Source organism: Gimesia alba (genome assembly GCF_007744675.1).
GTDB lineage: Bacteria > Planctomycetota > Planctomycetia > Planctomycetales > Planctomycetaceae > Gimesia > Gimesia alba.
The window spans coordinates 148,724-166,342 of record NZ_CP036269.1; the positions used below are offsets into that span (position 1 = coordinate 148,724).

Below are 17,619 nucleotides of genomic sequence, written 5' to 3' on the forward strand. Positions count from 1 at the left end.
CCGCCGGGAGCCAGATCACCAGATCAGTACAGCCGAACAAATCGAGGCACATTACCTGGCGAAATCGTTCCTGTCAAACAAAGAACAATCAAAGGACGCTTTACGGACAGACAAATTCGGTTATCCTGAAGAGATCAGATACCGCGATGTAGTTTAATGTCTTTTCAGAAATTATACCGGAAGCTCAGGACAATCTCATGCGCTCGACTCTGTTGTTCCTACTGATACTTTTCCTCTCCCTCCCGGCTACCAGCATAGCGCAACAAGCCAAACAGGCGTTTCCGATTGTCACCTCTAACCAGACGATCCAGGAAACCCTCGACGCGCAGCCGGGGCGGATGCTGTTTCTACCCGCCGGTGATTATGAGATCTCGGAGAAACTCGTTATTCGCAGCGATGGGAGCGGCCTGTATGGACCGGGGCGGATTATCCAAACCAATCCTGAAGCCCCGTTTATCGAAATCGAACATCGCGCGGGTGTGCAGTTTCGGGACATTGTGTTGACGCGGCCCGAAGGGAAACAGTCGACCGCCATTGAAGCCGTCAACGCGCGGGACTGCCAGGATCTGGTCCTGGATAATGTGACGGTCAAAAATCACCGCACCCGCTCCGGCGTATTTTATCTGCTGAATTGTAAAAATGCGACGATCCGAAATTGTACGATTACGAATTACATGCGCATCGCCGTCGACGATCGCACTGCCTCGCCCGACTGGGGCTACGCCTTTCACTGTATCGACGGCAGCGGCATCGTCGTCAACGCGAGTACCGGCACACTGATTCAAGGCAACCGCATCACCGAACAGGAACTCTTGCCCACACCCGAAGTGCAGGAAAAATATCAACTCGGGCAATTTGTCAAAAAGAACGACACAAAAGGGGCGTTAACGAGCCAACAGACCTGGGAACAGGAATCGGTCAAGAACTGGCATCAGGGCTCAGCCATTATCGTGACTTCACCCGCCGCCAGTGATCGAACGCAGATTCTGGGTAACACGATCGAAAACGGTGCCCAGGGCATCGACCTGCATTCTGACCATGTGATCGTGTCGCAGAATATCGTTTCCAACTGTTTCGTCGGCATGAAAGCCATGCACGGTTCGCGGCACATCGCCATTATCGGCAATCAGTTCATCAAAAACGACCTCTGGAGCATCGGCCTGATGCCTGGGGCCGCTTCGTATGCGGCTCAAGCAGCCGCGAAAGACCAGCCCGCCAAAAGTGATAACAGCGACGGCGGCTCGATCATTGCCAACAACATCATTTCCGAATTCGGCTTTGGGAACGCCCACTGGATCTGGGGCGACAATGGGAATCCGATTTTGCTCGACTCCGGTCAAAAACCGGAGAACACGCCGCTCGCCGATGTGATCCTTCAGGGAAACATTGTGCAGAATTCGGGCCGCTTTGAAGCCACGAAAAAGAACCAGCAGCCACGCTACGTCTACGCTGTCCGCGTCGACCGCAAAGCGACCAACATTCATTTTTCAAATAATATTTTCGATCCCGGCCGCGAAGGCGTGAGCAACGTCGAGCTAAAAAAGTAAAACTCCAGTCAGGCAGGCACATGGGTTTGCCTGCTTCACGAATCAGGTTTCTTCATATGTCTCTGGATTACTCGTTCGCATTGGACACGGAAGATCATCCAGAGGACTTACTGCGCTGGTTGGAGTCTACGTTTCAGATGAAGCGTTATGCAAATCAGCGTGGGACCTGCGCTGATGTAGGGCTGCAGTGTACTGTCCTTTTACAGAACACAACCAGCAGGGATCTCATCGACCGAATTTATGGCATTGATACGCGAATCCATATTTTATGTCGGATCGACAAAGGTGAAGCTCAGTCTGTTGGCATGGACAAACTGGTCGAGCTGTGTTTGGGGTTGCTCTGTCGGGATTCGGCAGACCTGCTCCTGCTGAGTAACGGCGAACAGGGGCATGTACTTCGCACTCACCAGGACATCTACGCAGATTGCAGCGATGAATACTGGGAACAAAAATGGAACGCCGCCTTCGGCAAAGCCAGAATCGAGTTCAGGCACGATTCGCTTCCCTGTTTGTGACAGTTCGTGATGAAAGAAAAAACGATCTACCAATCCTCCTGACGATGATCAATGGCGCTTCACAGAATCTGTTCAACAAGACAGAAGTAAGTCCACGAATTCCAATTAAAGAACGGATACGCTTGTGGGTTTTCTGGTAGCAGTTCAAAACTCCGCCGCCGCAACCCGCTCGGCCCGTTCGAGGCGTGCCTGCAGTAGTCTGCTCACCGCAGCCTGACACGCCGGCGTGATGAAATCAGCGCGGCTGAGTAACGATTTCGCCAGTGGTTTCGCTTTCCCACTTTTGATGGGCTCCAACCGTGTCTTCAGTTCGGGAGAGACCGCCCGACCCAGCAGTTCATTCATTTCATCCAGCGGCTCCAGCAGCACCGCTACATTGCGAGGGAAGGGATCCAATGAAATGAGCACCGCTTCCAGGACCGGGGCGATGCACAGTGCGTGGGCCGGAGAGACTGCGGCGACTTCCGCCAGCACTTCACTGGCCCGGTTCAGTTTCACCCAGCCTCCGGCCATCACCTCGGTCAATGCGCGGGTCAGGAGATCCAGATCGAGCCGATCGCTGTCCGACAGGGCGATCCAGACCTCAGTCGCCATCGAACGGGCACTGCCATCCTTGCTGACGGTGGCAATCCACAGTGCGCGGGCTGCCATCAGTGTCAGGGGGCGATCCAGTTCAAACAGGGGTAACAGAAACTGGCCGAAGGGCGTATCAACAGAAGATCCACTCTCCACCCGAAGGGCCAGGGCTTTGGTCGCCAGGCACCAGTACCAGTCGAGTTTCATCGGCCACTGATTTTCCAGATAGGGGTACAGAAACGGCGGCGCCAGGGTGGGCCTCAGATGATGTAATTCGGCAGGCAGAAAACGAAAGCTCGTGGTGGTTTTGTTCTTCTGTGCGGTGATATTTTTGAGTGCCTCAGCCGGATCCTCATCCCGTTCCAGGGCTTCCAGCAACTGTTTCATCGTGTTTTGATGCTGTTTTGTTTCCAGCTGCGCTTCTCCCTGAGTTGGCCAGGCGCGGATCACATCCTGCTGCATGCTGCTGTCAGCCAGCCGTTCCCCAGCGGTCCATTCATAATCACAGGGAAAGATCACATCGGGCAGTTTCGCAATCGTTTCTGTTATTATCACCCGCTCCTCTGGTGCCAGTAATTTTGACACATCTCCCCACGCATCCCGAGCACGGAGGGCGGCAATCCAGACGACCGGAGGCAGAGCCGGATCAATGGAGCCGTCGCCACCCAGTGCGGTCATCGCCAGCGCCTGGTAAGGGGCCTTGAGTTCCCGGGCCGCTTCCAGGGCAGCCGTCCGATGTTCGGGTGCCAGGCGCAGACAGCTGCGTTCCAGGTCCGTCTCCAGTACCTCCAGCTGTTGTTCCTGTGCGGCTTTCAGACGTTCCACCCAGACGCGCGGATCGAGCCAACCTCCCGCGTGTGTGGCGGACGAAATCAGCGGATACGCGGTTTTCGCACGGATGCGCTGATTGAGCCGATTCAAAAAGCGCTGCAGTGGCGTGTCCAGAAAGAGATAGTCATCCTCATCCGGCTTACGTTCCAGCCACGCCCCGATTAACAGCGAGAAGGCAGTGCCGTGATAACCACCCGTGAGCCCGCGTTGCGGACGACTGTCTATCGACGCACAGGCCCGCTTGGCCAGCGAACTGGTCATCGTCTTGAATCCATTCGGTCGTTCGTTGTACAAACGCAGGATTCCGCTGATAATCCGCTCCGCCGTATCCGGATCTTCAAGTCGCTCGACGGCCGCAGAGGTGACTTCAATCAGTTCCTCGACCGTTTCAATTGGCTGTAAGGGAGCTGCGGTCGTCAGTACCGGAACACTCTGTTGAGACCAGCGGCAACTGAGATCCGCGTGTCCCTCCTGGGCTGCCGTTATCGCTTCGTCCACGCGGAACAGTTCCTTGACTGGTTTTGGAATTGTGGATGCTCTGGTTTCCAGGAGACTCAAATCCGTGAACGTGGAATCGGCGGGAGTGGTCGCTGACTGGTCTGCCGCTGATTCTGTTTGAGCCTGGCTTTCTGTCTGCAGCAGCGCTGCCGCTTTTTCTCTTAACGTGGGGGCGATCGTTTCCAGATGCAATTCAATCGTCTTGAACGCCGCCTCATCATCGACCTGTAGATGTTTTTCCTGCAGTTCCAGAGCCGCTTTCTGAATATCTTTATTCGGATGCATCAGCGCAACCGCCGCCGCTTCAACTGCCTCTCGTCGGTGAGCGGGGTCGGCGGCAATCCGGGCCAGCAGGTCGACCGCCGTCTTTGCATGTTTTTTCGGTTTATGACTGAAAATACCGGGTAGGGCGGTGACTGCTTCCCGGGCATCAAGCAGGTCTGCTTTTTCGAGTTGCTTCAACTGCTCAACGGCAAATCCCGCGACCACCGCCTGACTGTCCGATAACAGCCCCGTCCACTCTGTCTGCAGTTCTGCCAGTGTTTCCGACTTCGCTTTTGCCGCCTGCATTAGAATCAGACAGCCGTTTCGCTCCGTCTTGTTTAACGGTCCCTGCAACGCTTTGAGCAGGGATTCCAGCAGTCGTTTGCCGTCGAGCAGGTTCTCCTGGTACAGGCATTCAATGACAGGCACCCAGGGCTTGGGTTCGAGCAATTGATATTCCTGGTCCGGGATCGAGTAAACGAGTTCACGACAGGCGGGAATCTCCTGCAGGACCAGCTTCGTGGCCTCCGGCGCCGCCTCCATGGCATCCTTTAAACCGATCTGGAACTCATTGATCACAGCCGGAAAATCATCAGCAGAAACGAGTTTTTGTTCATACAATTGTGACCAGTACCCCGGTGGTATTTCTCGATGAGACCGATCTTTGCTGGTCACGCTGGCATACCATTCATCCCACCAGGGAGGCTGTCGGTCGGCCAGGATCCGGGCTGCCCATGCTTCGTGATCGGGAACGGTGGGAAAGCGAATACAGCCCTCCAGGCTTTCCAGTGCGTAGCGTCCCAGCCAGGCAATGTAGGACATCTTGTAATCGATGAGCAGACTCTTATCGAGATCTTTACGCCACGGAAACATTTGCTGAATTCCGTCCCGTTCTCGTTTCTGTTTGACCAGTGGGTCGTCCAGACCCAGCGAACAGGGTTGAATGACATTTCGCTCAAAGCCCAGTGCCAGCATCAGAATGTTAAACGGTTCAATCGCCGCTTTTCGCTGGTCTTCGTCCCAGTCGGTCAGTGCGGCGACGACGGCGTCGGGGTCTTTGTTCAAAATCGCATCCTGGAGCGCTTCAATCATGGTGCTTCATTTCCAATGTCATGCGGGTCGCTAAGATGTGTTTACAGGGGCCGCGTTGACCCTGGTATCGGCTGAACCAGGGGCACGTGCACTTCTCTCCCTCTGGTCGGAAACGTACATAGTAAGTGGTTCCGTTGCTGTTTACTTCCGCGTCAGTGTTTCCCGGTGATTCACCAGGTAACATTTGGACCGCCCCTTGTTCAAACAGTTTGCGGGCAGCGCGCAGTCGGGGCTGATCCCGGGTGACCAGTCTCTCTTCAAACGGCAGCTGTCGCTGAAAATAAAATCCGTTGCCGGCGTCAAATCCGGCCAGGCCATTGGTGGCCAGTGCCGCGAGACTGTCGCGGGCGGCGCTGGTGGTACAACCCAGTCGCGTCGCCAGTTCAGCCGGGTCGATGGTTTCTGCAGGTCCGCTCGGCGAGGTTTCCGCACCGGCCAGCAGTTCCAGAATCGCATCGACGCGTTCCTGCCAGTCGTCATGCACCAGCGAATCAAGTAACTGTCCTTCCCCCGAAAAGCCCCGCTGCAGCGCTGGCGACAGCACCAGCCAGAAACGACACCAGTCGGTCTCCCCCACCCAGGCATGCACGCCGGAACGCTCGTCGGCATACAGGCTCACTTCGCGGACGATCGGCAGAATGGTCCGCAGTGCCGACAGACGGCTGGCCCCTCCCACGGGAATCGTGCTGGCACCTGCCCGCGTAGTAAACCGGGGCCGTCCCCCACTGATCGAGAGATGCTGACTGCTCCCGCCTATGCGGGCCGCACTTTGAATCAACGGGATCAACAATGCGGGCGTAAAACGTTGTTTCAGTTCCAGCCGCGACTGATAGACCTGTACTTCGCTGAGCCCTTTAATCCAGCGTCGCGGCAGCCGGACTTTTTTTTCTATCACTGCGGACTGATTGTGTTCCAGGGTCACTGCCTCGGCTTCGATACTCAATCGGACCTCATCCGCACGACCGATGCGTCCCAGATGAGTCAACATCTCAGGGTTGAAGTCCACGTTCGTCGTGCCAAAACGGCGCTGTTCGGTTTCGAACGCACACTCATCCAGATCGAGTCGCGCGTAGGCGCCACAACAACCACTGAATCCTTCCCACCGTACCAGCGAACGACTGGCGGTGACAATCGGATCCATCTGAGGTGGTCGTGCATCAAAAAAATGGGTGCGGACAATCGTACTGAGGGTCAGCAACAGGGTCGCGGCGTCACGCGGATGCTTCACACGACCGGCAAAGAACGGTCCTTCCGAGATCGAATCGGCGGCTCCCCCGCTGGCGGCCAGATGAATCAATCCCTGGTCAACGTCCGAGGCAAAACGATACTGGTAGAGATGTTCCTGCAGGTCGGTCGCCACGCATAGACCTCATTTTGATAGACAGGATGCAGGCCGCATAACCGACGAACGGCCGAGTCTATCAATTGTCGGTTAGAGCGGGAATCATGTCAACCAGCCCAACTCTGATGCAAAATCGAGATACCTGGCAGAAAAATATCCTGAAACATTTCAAAAATCGCGTGATATTTTCTGTGTAGCACCGCCTCTCAGGTATTCGGGTAACATTTCATATCCACAGAACATAGAAAGTCAGTTCCATGAATACACCAGCGATCAGTGCCCCTAAGTCGAATCGAAAAACTCTGGTTCTCCCACTCCTGATTATCGCTATTGGCAGCGGCTGGTTACTCACCACGCTGGGGCTGGTACCCGGCCTCAACTGGATCTGGGTACTCGGTCTGGCGATTATCGGATTGCTCTCGTTTGCTGTCAGTGGCCTCGATAAATCATCGGTCGTGATCGGCCCTTTCTTTCTGATCGCCAGCTGCCTCTCGGTCCTGCGTCAAACCGAGCAGCTCTCCTTTGATGTCGAAGTACCCGTTCTGGTGATTGTGATCGGCGTCTTACTGCTCATCGCCCGCAGCAAATCCATTCCCTCCCCGAATGGATGATTCTGGAACCGGAACACAAAACGGCTGAGTGAGTTCAACGCATTCTGCGGAGTCTTTTCCCAAAACAAAAATTGCCTCACTGCGCCAGATTCGCTATCATCCGTCGAACAACAGATTGAGATCAGTCTGAAATCATCATCAGAAGACTTGAATCAGCGAGTGGCAGGATGCAGGGAACAGCGACACAACAGCAGATATTCGAGGAAATCACCGCGCCGCTGGGGGTGACCTTTGATTCGGAGAGTCCGGTTGAAATCATTCAGCAGCCCGGCTATATCGACTCGCCTGTGGCCACGCATGATTTCGCGACGGCGGCGCTCGCTGCGCTTGGCAAGGCGACCGCGACCATCGGTCAGATGCGCGGGCTTGGCTCACAGGCGATGCGCATCGACCGCCGCCATGCGGGGCTGGTGCTGAATTCAGTTGCCTATCATTTTCAGGAAGGCTGGCAACTCGACATTTCGCCCGTGCATACGCCCGTGAATAATTTCTTCACGACAAAAGACAGTCGGCACGTGATGTATAACGGAGCCTACACGCATCTGCGGGAAGGCATTCTGCAATTTTTGAATTGTGTGGGAGAACGAGAGGCGATTGCCGACGCGACATCACACTATGCTGCGCAGGATCTGGAAGACCAGCTTTCCGCGCTGGGACTCTGTACGACCATCGTCCGTGATCAACAAGAGTGGCTCGATCATCCGCAGGGGAAAGCCATCGCTGCCGCACCGGTGATTGAGCTGACGAAAATGGCAGACGGACCGCCCGAACCTTTTTCGAAAGATGTATCGCGTCCGCTGGAACAGATCCGGGTGCTCGAATTCGCGCGGGTCCTTGCCGGACCGACGATTGGTCGGAGTCTGGCCGAGCAGGGGGCCGACGTGATTCACGGCCGCCATCCTTATCTCGATCACATTTTCCCCTTTGAAGTCGAGACCGGCTGGGGAAAAAAGTCGGCTTACCTCGATTATCAATCTGAGCGAGATCGCAGTTTGATTTTCCACTTACTCGAATCAGCCGACGTCTTCATTGACGGGCTGCGCCATGGTGCGATGGCGCGTGCGGGTTTTTCCGTTGAGGAACTGACGCGGCGAAAAAAGAATCTGATCATCGTGCAGCTTGACTGCTACGGCTTTCAAGGTCCCTGGGCAGAACGTCGCGGCTGGGAGCAACTCGCACAAAGTTGTACGGGACTTGCTAAAATCCATAGCGCCAATCAACCGCAGCTCAGTTTGATTCCCGCTTACTTTAACGATTATGGGACCGGTTTGCTGGGAGCCCTCGGTGCGACAGCCGCCCTCATTCGTCGTGCGACCGAAGGGGGGAGTTGGTTAGTTCGTGTGGCGCTTACCAAAACGGCGATGCTCGCGACCCGGTATCACAACAATATTGAAGAACCCGTGCCGATCACACAGGAAGACCTGGAGAACTATCTCGTCGATCAGGAGAGCCGCCTGGGCCTGCTCACGCGAGTCGCACCGGCAATTCAGTTCGAACGCACTCCTTCATTCAGTGCTCGCGCAGGCACTGCTCCCGGTTCTGACACACTTAATTTATGTTGGGACTCTGAACCTTCCCCTCCCCAACAGCTGCCGCATCGTCCCACAGAAATCTTCCCACAGCATCAGGTCCACTGGAAAGCCAATCAGACGTTGTAAACTCGGGCATGCTAAGGAAATGACATGCACTGTCTGAGTGCGGAGTGAAATTTGAAAAATGGCAGACAACTCTCTGCATCACAAGTTTTATTAAGTGGGCGGTCAATTCTATTTTCACTGCTGTCGCCAGAATCTCACTTCGCTGGAAAAATAGACTCGCGTATCGCGTGGACTTTTGTATGATAAAGGGAGGCCCTTTCTCTTCTCACTTCTGCGGAGTAGATCCTCATGATGGTTCGAACGCTTCTCATCGCTGGTTTTGTTTGTTGTGCCTTCACCCAGTCTGCACAGGCGGGAATGCCATCTATTGGTTTGACTGAAATTGCCGAACTTCGACTGCAGACGATTTCCTTTTTTCTGATGGTGCTCTTGGTCAGCGCGTTCATTTTTAAACTGCTCTGGAACCTGCTGGCCAAGGATTTTCCCAAGTTGCCCGTGCTGTCTTATAAGGGAGCTCTGGCGGGAACTGTGCTCTGGGGGCTGATGTTTCTGTTTGTGCTGACGATGATCTCCGGTGCCCGGGAACTGCTCACACCCGGTGCCTGGGAGAAAACGGGGAATACGTATCAACTGGTTGACTCCAAAACAGAAGAGCCGGAAACACCAGATGAGCTGCTTGAGGAACGCCGCAAACAGCTCGGCGAATTGCGGACGGCACTCTTCATGCACGTGGCGACGCACGAGGGAAAATTTCCCGAGAAAGCAGAAAACGCGACCTTTACCGAAGAGTTCTGGTTTCAACCGGGCGACCTGCGGGTGAAGTATGGATATGTGGCCGGCGACAAGAAAACCGAACCGGCAGAGCCCCTTGCTTTTGAGCAGGCGGTCTATGGAGACGATCAACAGCTGGTGCTGTTCACCGATGGCGCCATTAAAGTACTGCCACCTAAAGCAGCACAGGAGGTGCTGAATGGAAAGTGAACCTGTTGAGTCATCAACTAAGAAAAACGGTGTCAAAATCTTTCTCGTAAGTGGAAGTGTCCTCGTATTATTTATCTGCGGGGCTGCTTTTGTGTTGTTTCTGGCCTGCATGGGGGCCGTTTTCCCGCTTGAAATTCTGATCTCTACTTTCGCAGGCTGGTTCTTATTTTTAAAACGGGTCATCCCGCAGATGACCGTATCTGTCCCCGGCCTGCTGTCGGCTCTCGTGCTGTCAGCGATTATGGTAGTGGTAATTCAATTTATGGGCCGCTATTTCATTCGACAGTTCCACAAACAAAACCAAGCCAGCGTTCCCGAGCAGTGGCGGTTTCGGTGGACGTGTGCCGTGCTGGTGTTGCTGGTTTTTTCTTTCGCTGGAGGTTTTGCTGTGGTGGGAGTTGCCTACCAGAGTACCTGGCTAATGACCAGTGATAAGAATTTGATCCAGATGAGTGGTTGGGCTATGAGACGCAGTACGTCTAAAAATAATCTCAAACAGATCGGCTTGGCGATGCATCATTACCACGAGACACATTCCCGGCTCCCCTTCGGTGGAACTTTTGATCAAACGGGTCGGCCTCAACACAGCTGGGCTACGCGGCTGCTTCCCTATCTGGATCAGGAACCCCTGTATAATCAGATTGATTTTAACCAGCCCTGGACCGCAGAAGCGAATCGCTCGGTTTTTGAAACGGATCTTTACTTTTTCGAAAATCCGGGAATCGAATACGCAGTTGCCAATGGGAAGCGCGACGCAGAAAGCGACCAGGGTTATCAACCTGCGCATTACGCCGCCAACAGCCATGTGTTGAATGTGAATTCAGGTTTGAGCTTCAAAGAAATCAAAGATGGCACTTCCTATACTCTACTGGCTGGTGAAGTGAAATCAGGTATCAAGGCTTGGGGCGATCCGACCAACTTTCGCGACCCGATGCTGGGGATCAATCAGAGCCCCCGCGGATTCGGCAGTCCCTACCAAGGAGGCGCGCATTTTCTATTGGGAGATGGCAGCGTCAGATTTGTCACCGATAAGATTGATCCGCAGATACTCAAAACCCTGGCAACGCCCAATGGCGGTGAATCGTTGGGGGAGTTTTGAGCAATGGCTGATTCAACGATTCCAGAAAACAGTTCGGCAGGTGATCAACAATCCCAAAGTGGCAGCATGAATCTGTTACAGGTATTAGTATTGATTGTATTTGTAGGCTTCGTGACGCTCTGCTTGGGCATTGTGTTTCCCGTCCAGATGGGATATCAGTTAGTCATCGGTTGGACAAGTTATATTACACGCACGCTGCCCGGGGTTACGATTTCTGTGGAACGGACGACCTGGTTTCTTGTTGCTTTTGGACTGTTTACATGGGGCGTACACCTGGGAGGGAAAAAATGGTATCGACAAAAGCAGATCGCGGAGAGCGCGCCGGTCTGGCGAGGGCGCTGGACGTTCTCGCTGGCTGCGATCTGTTTCCTGTTGGGGCTGAGTGGCATCTGCGTGATCAGTATGACGCATCAAACCTGGTGGATGGTGACGGGCGAGCCAGAGACTTTTGTGGCGAGAAATTTTCGTTTTCCGTTTATGGTATATAGCTGTCGTGAAGCTGCCAGACGCAGTACGTCTAAATATAATCTCAAACTGATTGGTTTGGGGATGCACAATTATCATGAAGCGTATGGGCAGCTTCCCGTTGGCGGTTCCTTCAGTCAGGCAGGACAGCCACAACATAGTTGGGTGACGCGTCTCTTACCTTATCTGGATCAGGCTGCTTTGTATGACCAGATCAATTTCCATCAGCCCTGGACCTCCGAAGACAATCGCCAGCATTTTCAAACGAAACTCAATGCTCTCTTGAACCCGGGAATCGCATCCGATGATGATCGGGAATATCAACCCGCTCATTACGCCGCCAACAGTCGTGTGCTCAATGTGAATTCAGGCATGAACTTTAAAGAGATCACTGACGGCGTCTCCAATACGATTCTGGCGGGCGAAATCAAATCAAATATCAAAGCCTGGGGCGATCCGACAAACTTTCGCGACCCGGCACGGGGTATCAATCAAAGTCCTCATGGTTTTGGAGGCCCGTTTAAAGGGGGCGCTAATATGCTGATGATCGATGGTAGCGTGCGGTTTATTTCGGAGGACATCGATCCTACGATCCTCAAAGCGCTCAGTACGCCTAATGGGGGTGAAGCGGTCGGGGAATTTTAACATGGTGCGAGACCGTCTGTTGGCAATCGGGGATATTCACGGCTGTCTGACTGCGCTGGAGTTGTTGCTCGAAAAAGTCCAGCCGACGCCCGACGATCTGCTGGTGATTCTGGGTGATGTTATCTCGCGCGGGCCGGATACGCGGGGCTGCATTGAGTTGCTGATGGAGTTGCAGGAAACGATACCGCTGGTCTGTCTGATGGGAAATCATGAAGAGTATATGCTCGATGCCCGTGATTCGGATATTGCCTGTGGCAGTTGGATGTATTTTGGCGGCGAGGAGACACTACTCTCCTATGATCCGCAGTACCTCAGAGCCGACATCGAAAACGTGCCCGAATCTCACTGGGAATTTATTGAAGGCTTTCAGGATTACTTCGAAACCGATCACGAGATTTTCGTGCATGGCATGGTGGACCCAGATCTTCCCTTAACAGAGCAGGACTCTACGGAATTTCGCTGGCGCAAATTTACCGATGTCCGCCCGCATCTTTCTGGTAAACAGGTCATCTGCGGCCACACGTCTCAGAAGTCAGGCCTCCCGGTGAATCTCAGGCATTCTATCTGCATCGATACCAATGCCTGCCGGGGCGGCTGGTTGACCTGCCTGGATGTGAACGGAGAAGTCGCCCATCAAACCAATGAGGACGGCGAATATCGGATGCTGGATATGAACTCGCTGGAGTGAATCTTCTGTTGACTCAGTCCGTAGGCGGAAACGATTTCAATCGATCGAGCCGGTATTGAAAAATGCGTTCGACATCCTTTTGAACAAACAAGCGATTGATCAGGGCGCCGCCCAAAACCGCATACTCGACTTTGTCTCGTACCAGCGTCCCGCCTGCCTGTTCCTGAAACGTGTGTTCGTGCCGCCAGAAGCGATAAGGGCCTTTGAGTTGCAGATCCACAAACCGGACCGGCGGCTCCCAGTCAGTGATTTCGGTTTTCCATTTCATGGGAAACCCGTGGAGCTTGAGCCGATAGTCGATGAGCGCCCCTTCATGAATCGGCACCGGTTTGGGAGTCACAATCTGAAAATGTAACCAGGGGGGCGTCAGCGATTCGAGATTCTCAGGCCGGGCAAAGAAGTCAAACACATCCGAAATCGAATGTGGAATCAGGAGTTCAGATTGGAGCACATAGATTCCCTGTGCCGTCCTGTTGATTGTGACCATATTGCGTGATCCGAAACTGGCATTCCCCAAAATTGAAATGGGCTCCTTGTAAAATCGGCCGAGACGACTAAGAAGTAAGCAAGTACCTATGAAGAATTTCGTACCGTTCAGCAGGATTATTGTCCTGGTACACGGAAAAGGAACCGCTGTTTTAGCAGATTCTGAAAAATAAGCAGGAATTCCACTGATGAATACAGCCGATTCTGAGCAGAAGTCACAAAAGTTCGTCATCCTGGGGGCGACGGGCGCCATCGGTTCCGAGTTAAGCCGTCGTCTGGTTCAAGCGGGTCACGAGGTCTTTCTCGGCGGTCGTAATCAATCGCGGTTGGAGTGTCTTTCTGAGGAATTAGCTGCGCCGACACAGACAATCGACGGAACTGATCCTGAATCGATCGAGCGGTGCATCCAGGGAGCCTGCGGAAAATTGGGACACGTTGATGGCGTGGTGAACTGCATCGGTTCGGTGCTCCTCAAGCCAGCACATCTGACCTCCGATCAGGAATGGTCCGATGTGCTGGCTGTTAATTTAACATCTGCCTTTGCGGCGGTGCGGAGTGCCGCAAAAGTGATGGGGCGGCAGGGAGGAACGATCGTGCTGATTTCTTCCGCGGCCGCACGGATCGGGCTGGCCAATCATGAAGCGATTGCCGCCTCCAAGGCAGGTGTGATCGGTCTGACGCTCTCGGCTGCCGCGACCTATGCCAATCGGGGAATCCGCGTCAATGCAGTGGCCCCCGGTTTGATCAAATCGAACATGACACAAAGTCTCTGGGAAACACCGGCGGCAGAATCGGCTTCGACTGACATGCATGCGCTAAATCGAATCGGCGAACCTGCGGATGTGGCTTCGATGATTGAATGGTTATTGCAGGCGGAAAACAATTGGATCACAGGCCAGGTGCTGGGCATTGACGGCGGGTTAGCAACCATCGTGCCTCGCGCCCGACAGAAACGGGGTTGAGTGAAAGATTCAATCCCGGGTCAGTTCATAAACGGAATTTACGGCAGGTTGACCGGTAAAATTCGGTCCTGCCTGATCCGAGGCACCGATGTATTCACAAGGGAATGAAATCTGTTGACATCCCTGACAGGAAAGGAGATGCGAGCGCGGGTCGAAGTCAACATTTTGCCGCTTCAGGAATTCGCGTTTCTCTTTCGTTTTCCATTTGCCATCACTGGATTGCAGATTGTCTAAATCCAGGTGGGCGATGAACAATCCATCGTCTTTCAGCCAGTTGACTGCGTTAGCGATCAGTTTTAATTTGTCGCCGACATAATGCAGGCCGTGCACGCAGGTGATCAGATCGAACTTTTTACGGGTGCGCCAGGTGTGTAGCGACGCTGTTTCTAATTGCAGCGAAGTATCCTTTGCAGTGACAGGCAGAAACAGATCGACCAGATCAATGCCTAGAATCGAAATCTGGTGATTGAGCTTCTGGCGTTGAAAATATTCATTTGCCTGAATCAAGGCCCGCCCGGAACCGCAGCAGAGATCCAGCCAGCGGACCGTTTTCCGGGAACCACAACGCGCGGTTAAAAATTCCAGCGGATTCAACTTCAGATCGGCGGTATAGCTGTTCGTACCGGTAATTTCGCGCTCGCGATTCATACGACAGTTCGCTGCGACGTCCGACCATTCCAGTTCCTCATTTGTCAGCAGCGGTTCCATTTTTGTCGTCACTTCTTCATTCGCATTTGTAGTTCTTGATATTGCTGCTTGAGATCGTCGTTACCGAGTTCGGGGTACAGCAGTCTGGTGACGCCCAGCAGTTTTTTGGCCTCGGCTTCGTCCCCGGAGTCGAACATGGTTTGAATGATGTGCAGCCGTGCGTCCAGCCAGGGGATGCTGCCCGGCTTTTCAGCCGCTTCCAGCTGTCGCCATTTGGGCGTTGCCTGTCGCAGGCAGGCTTTAGTGCCGCAACGTTCCAGTAGCAATGCCACTTGCCTGATGAGCGCCGCATCTTTCGGAGACTGCTTTAACAGATCCTGGTAAAACTCGAGCGCTCTGATCGGCTGATCAATTGCCAGATAGGCTTCTGCCAGGCAGAGATTCAGCTGCTTCAATTGTTGCGGATTCAATTCTTCGCGGCGGCTGGCCAGTTTTTCGGCTGACTTGAGTTGCAGCATTCCCAAATCTCGGCGGGCTTGTGGTGTGAGTTCCAGATTTATCTGTGAAACGCCATTCAATACCGAGAGCAATTCATCGGTGCCCGCGGTCTCCAGGTTCTCCACGAGTGACTGGGCGGCGGACGGATTGCCCTGACCGGCGAGCGCGATGATCTGCAGTCGCAACGCCTGATTCGAAATCTGATTCCAGAATTGAATTTGCTTTGTCGTTTGCGAAACGCTGGTTTCCGACTGCTCGTTATTTCTTCTTAATTGTGACGTCATCTGAGACGCTGTGTGATGGATCAGCTCCAGCAGTCGGTTCGCTTTCGCATACAGAGGCGGATTGGCATTCAGATAGATTCGCGTGAGTCGCAATGCGATTTCTGCCTGGGAAGCGAGATGGGTTTTCTCTGATCTGTCGGGGAATCCCTTCAAGAAATTCTCCAGAACATCGATCGCTTCCGCGCGCCAGGCTTTGGTTGGTTTGTTGAGCGAAGTCAGTCGCAGCAAAATTTGTTCATAGCAGCGGGCGATACCCAGATGGGCGTCGGCTGCTTTAGGTTGATCGGCAGGGATTTCCGTATAGAGGACAAGTGCTTTTGAATATTGCAGCCGCGCTTCTTCCAGCCGCGCCAGCATCCAGCCGGCTTCGTAATAACTTTTGCTGTTCGGGAAACGTGTGCGTACCGCTTCCAGCGCTCCGGTATAGGCGAGTCGTCGGGACTTCGTCCGACTTTGTGAATAGAGCTGGCCCAGACACCAGGCCGCCAGTAAATCCGCATCCGCTGCCTGGGCGTTGGAATGATATCTTTGAGACAGCGATTGAAACTGAGCAGCCGCCTGCTTGTATTGTTTTGACTTGAGCTGCAAGGAAGCGCTGGTGAAGCCGAGCTCGAAAGCCAGCTCGGGTTTCCCTTGTTCGGCGGCTTGTTTTGCTGTTTTGTCGTAGGCGACGATGGCTTGTTCCAGTTTGCCTTGAGAATACAGGAGTTGTGCTTGTTTCAGGCTCTGGGAAATTCCACTTCCATACTGGTCGACCTGATGTTGTTGATCGACCAGCATGCGCGCCCGTTGTGCCCAATAGCCGGGCTGTGTTGCTCCCAGATGCTTCGCCCGGGTTTCGACTTCCCGCCAGAGTTCCTCGGCGAGCGCGGTCTGCCGATTATCTAAAGCCACTTTTCTGAGCTGGATCAACGCATCGATTTCCAGGTAACCGAGTTCACTGGAATAATGCCCGTGCTCCTGACGGTATTTGATGATTTGTGTTGCCGCCAGTTGTGATTTATTTTCTGCCAGTAAAATCCGGATCGATTCCACAAAGAGCGGCTCATTCAGATAAGCCGGCGGTTTTTCTTTTACGAGCGCCTGGATCGCCCGCGCGGCGGCTGCGTAATTTCCTGCGATACGATCGCATTGAATCAACGCCAGCTTGCTGAGCCAGGTGATTGGCAGAGTGGTGGCGCGCCGGGAAAGTGGTTCCAGCCATTTCTCGGCGTCAGCCAGACTGGTTTTTCGTTGGGGGCTTTGCTGGTCGTATAAATCGGCGAGTTTGATTTTCGTCTGGGCTATCTGCAGTTGAAAATCCAGCAGCGTGTCGCGGATGGTGGCCGTTTTGAGAACCGTAAAGTTTTTAAAGGTGCCCGATTTTTTGAGTAGCTGATTCAATTGTGTTTCCGCGACCAATAATTCCTTGTCTGCCTGCGCCAGTTTCGCGAGCGCCTTCTGCTTCAGAGCATCATTATGCGGAATCGCTTTGGCTTGCCAGTAGAGAATTTCGGCTTTCTGAGTGGTGATCCGTGCGCGTTCGGCTTCAAACACTGTCGTATCAGCCCACTGGGGATATTTTTTGATAAGTTCTGTAAGGGTCTTTTCGGCGCGGTTCCAGAGTTCGGCCTGTTCATCGCCGCTGGTTACCATCGCATGCGCTGCCAGCGTGCGTGCCAGTTCCAATGTGTAGCGGGCTCGTTCGGTATCAGAAAGCCGTGTTCCGGACAAGCGGTCTAAACAAAACCCTTCGGCGATGCCAAACAGATGCCGCTGACGCAGTCCATCAAAGTATGCCCGTGTCGCATCTTCCGCAGGGCAGACATTCATTGAGCACAGCAACACAAGCAGGAAACAGGCGACGCCGCGCCAGACACCTGTTTTACGTCGATCTGATGAAGATGCGGTTTCAGGTTGTAAGGAGCAAAAATGCATGAGACAATTCGCGCGAGCCGTGTTTGACAGAGTTCAAGGCAATTGCACGGAGGCAACTGCTGTCAGTAATCA

14 protein-coding genes are annotated in these 17,619 nt (G+C 53.7%); 9 read left to right on the top strand and 5 right to left on the bottom strand.

The genetic code is table 11. From position 1 onward, the window contains the following. The first annotated feature begins 197 nt into the window (after nucleotides 1-197). Nucleotides 198-1,547 (top strand): right-handed parallel beta-helix repeat-containing protein, encoded by a 1,350-nt coding sequence (locus Pan241w_RS00605; protein WP_145209411.1) that lies wholly within the window; start codon nucleotides 198-200, stop codon nucleotides 1,545-1,547. A gap of 56 nt (nucleotides 1,548-1,603) precedes the next feature. Then, nucleotides 1,604-2,062 carry a SitI3 family protein gene (locus Pan241w_RS00610; protein WP_145209414.1) on the top strand — a complete coding sequence of 153 codons (459 nt, stop codon included), beginning with the start codon at nucleotides 1,604-1,606 and terminating at the stop codon, nucleotides 2,060-2,062. Between the two features lie 144 nt (nucleotides 2,063-2,206). Here the strand turns inward: Pan241w_RS00610 and Pan241w_RS00615 are convergent, their stop codons facing one another. Then, nucleotides 2,207-5,323: a DUF7825 domain-containing protein gene (locus Pan241w_RS00615; protein WP_145209416.1), complete on the bottom strand. Its 3,117-nt coding sequence runs from the start codon at nucleotides 5,321-5,323 to the stop codon at nucleotides 2,207-2,209. Then, nucleotides 5,316-6,683 (bottom strand): SWIM zinc finger family protein, encoded by a 1,368-nt coding sequence (locus tag Pan241w_RS00620; RefSeq protein WP_145209419.1) that lies wholly within the window; start codon nucleotides 6,681-6,683, stop codon nucleotides 5,316-5,318. Before Pan241w_RS00620 ends, Pan241w_RS00615 begins: the two co-directional genes overlap by 8 nt. A gap of 239 nt (nucleotides 6,684-6,922) precedes the next feature. Between Pan241w_RS00620 and Pan241w_RS00625 the strand changes: the two genes are divergently transcribed. From Pan241w_RS00625 to Pan241w_RS00650, 6 genes are all read left to right on the top strand, one after another. Further along, nucleotides 6,923-7,276 (top strand): hypothetical protein, encoded by a 354-nt coding sequence (locus Pan241w_RS00625; protein WP_145209422.1) that lies wholly within the window; start codon nucleotides 6,923-6,925, stop codon nucleotides 7,274-7,276. A gap of 167 nt (nucleotides 7,277-7,443) precedes the next feature. Then, nucleotides 7,444-8,934: a CoA transferase gene (locus tag Pan241w_RS00630; RefSeq protein ID WP_145209425.1), complete on the top strand. Its 1,491-nt coding sequence runs from the start codon at nucleotides 7,444-7,446 to the stop codon at nucleotides 8,932-8,934. Nucleotides 8,935-9,162: 228 nt separating this feature from the next. Continuing rightward, nucleotides 9,163-9,855, top strand: coding sequence for a hypothetical protein (locus Pan241w_RS00635; RefSeq protein WP_145209430.1), 693 nt, complete (start codon nucleotides 9,163-9,165; stop codon nucleotides 9,853-9,855). Further along, the gene (locus Pan241w_RS00640; RefSeq protein ID WP_145209433.1) at nucleotides 9,845-10,954 is read left to right on the top strand and encodes a DUF1559 domain-containing protein; all 1,110 of its coding nucleotides are present in this window, start codon (nucleotides 9,845-9,847) and stop codon (nucleotides 10,952-10,954) included. The genes Pan241w_RS00635 and Pan241w_RS00640 overlap by 11 nt, the downstream gene beginning before the upstream one ends. Before the next feature lie 3 nt (nucleotides 10,955-10,957). Next, nucleotides 10,958-12,064: a DUF1559 domain-containing protein gene (locus Pan241w_RS00645; RefSeq protein WP_145209436.1), complete on the top strand. Its 1,107-nt coding sequence runs from the start codon at nucleotides 10,958-10,960 to the stop codon at nucleotides 12,062-12,064. Between the two features lies 1 nt (nucleotide 12,065). Further along, nucleotides 12,066-12,752 (top strand): metallophosphoesterase family protein, encoded by a 687-nt coding sequence (locus Pan241w_RS00650; RefSeq protein WP_198000243.1) that lies wholly within the window; start codon nucleotides 12,066-12,068, stop codon nucleotides 12,750-12,752. Between the two features lie 13 nt (nucleotides 12,753-12,765). Here the strand turns inward: Pan241w_RS00650 and Pan241w_RS00655 are convergent, their stop codons facing one another. Then, nucleotides 12,766-13,239, bottom strand: a complete 474-nt coding sequence (locus tag Pan241w_RS00655) for an SRPBCC family protein (protein ID WP_145209441.1) — start codon at nucleotides 13,237-13,239, stop codon at nucleotides 12,766-12,768. A 187-nt stretch (nucleotides 13,240-13,426) separates the two neighbouring features. On the opposite strand from Pan241w_RS00655, the gene Pan241w_RS00660 reads away from it, so the two are divergent. Further along, the gene (locus Pan241w_RS00660; protein ID WP_145209444.1) at nucleotides 13,427-14,200 is read left to right on the top strand and encodes an SDR family NAD(P)-dependent oxidoreductase; all 774 of its coding nucleotides are present in this window, start codon (nucleotides 13,427-13,429) and stop codon (nucleotides 14,198-14,200) included. 9 nt (nucleotides 14,201-14,209) lie between these two features. On the opposite strand, the gene Pan241w_RS00665 is transcribed toward Pan241w_RS00660, so the two are convergent. Next, nucleotides 14,210-14,908 (bottom strand): class I SAM-dependent methyltransferase, encoded by a 699-nt coding sequence (locus Pan241w_RS00665; RefSeq protein WP_145209447.1) that lies wholly within the window; start codon nucleotides 14,906-14,908, stop codon nucleotides 14,210-14,212. Between the two features lie 8 nt (nucleotides 14,909-14,916). Then, nucleotides 14,917-17,547 (bottom strand): tetratricopeptide repeat protein, encoded by a 2,631-nt coding sequence (locus Pan241w_RS00670; RefSeq protein ID WP_145209450.1) that lies wholly within the window; start codon nucleotides 17,545-17,547, stop codon nucleotides 14,917-14,919. Nucleotides 17,548-17,619 lie beyond the last annotated feature (72 nt).

What these genes read in the sequence shown, in the direction of transcription:
- Pan241w_RS00605 (WP_145209411.1), top strand. Translation starts at nt 198, where the DNA reads ATGCGCTCGACTCTGTTGTTCCTACTGATACTTTTCCTCTCCCTCCCG.
- Pan241w_RS00610 (WP_145209414.1), top strand. Translation starts at nt 1,604, where the DNA reads ATGTCTCTGGATTACTCGTTCGCATTGGACACGGAAGATCATCCAGAG.
- Pan241w_RS00615 (WP_145209416.1), bottom strand. Translation starts at nt 5,323, where the DNA reads ATGATTGAAGCGCTCCAGGATGCGATTTTGAACAAAGACCCCGACGCC.
- Pan241w_RS00625 (WP_145209422.1), top strand. Translation starts at nt 6,923, where the DNA reads ATGAATACACCAGCGATCAGTGCCCCTAAGTCGAATCGAAAAACTCTG.
- Pan241w_RS00630 (WP_145209425.1), top strand. Translation starts at nt 7,444, where the DNA reads ATGCAGGGAACAGCGACACAACAGCAGATATTCGAGGAAATCACCGCG.
- Pan241w_RS00635 (WP_145209430.1), top strand. Translation starts at nt 9,163, where the DNA reads ATGATGGTTCGAACGCTTCTCATCGCTGGTTTTGTTTGTTGTGCCTTC.
- Pan241w_RS00640 (WP_145209433.1), top strand. Translation starts at nt 9,845, where the DNA reads ATGGAAAGTGAACCTGTTGAGTCATCAACTAAGAAAAACGGTGTCAAA.
- Pan241w_RS00645 (WP_145209436.1), top strand. Translation starts at nt 10,958, where the DNA reads ATGGCTGATTCAACGATTCCAGAAAACAGTTCGGCAGGTGATCAACAA.
- Pan241w_RS00650 (WP_198000243.1), top strand. Translation starts at nt 12,066, where the DNA reads ATGGTGCGAGACCGTCTGTTGGCAATCGGGGATATTCACGGCTGTCTG.
- Pan241w_RS00655 (WP_145209441.1), bottom strand. Translation starts at nt 13,239, where the DNA reads ATGGTCACAATCAACAGGACGGCACAGGGAATCTATGTGCTCCAATCT.
- Pan241w_RS00660 (WP_145209444.1), top strand. Translation starts at nt 13,427, where the DNA reads ATGAATACAGCCGATTCTGAGCAGAAGTCACAAAAGTTCGTCATCCTG.
- Pan241w_RS00665 (WP_145209447.1), bottom strand. Translation starts at nt 14,908, where the DNA reads ATGGAACCGCTGCTGACAAATGAGGAACTGGAATGGTCGGACGTCGCA.
- Pan241w_RS00670 (WP_145209450.1), bottom strand. Translation starts at nt 17,547, where the DNA reads ATGCATTTTTGCTCCTTACAACCTGAAACCGCATCTTCATCAGATCGA.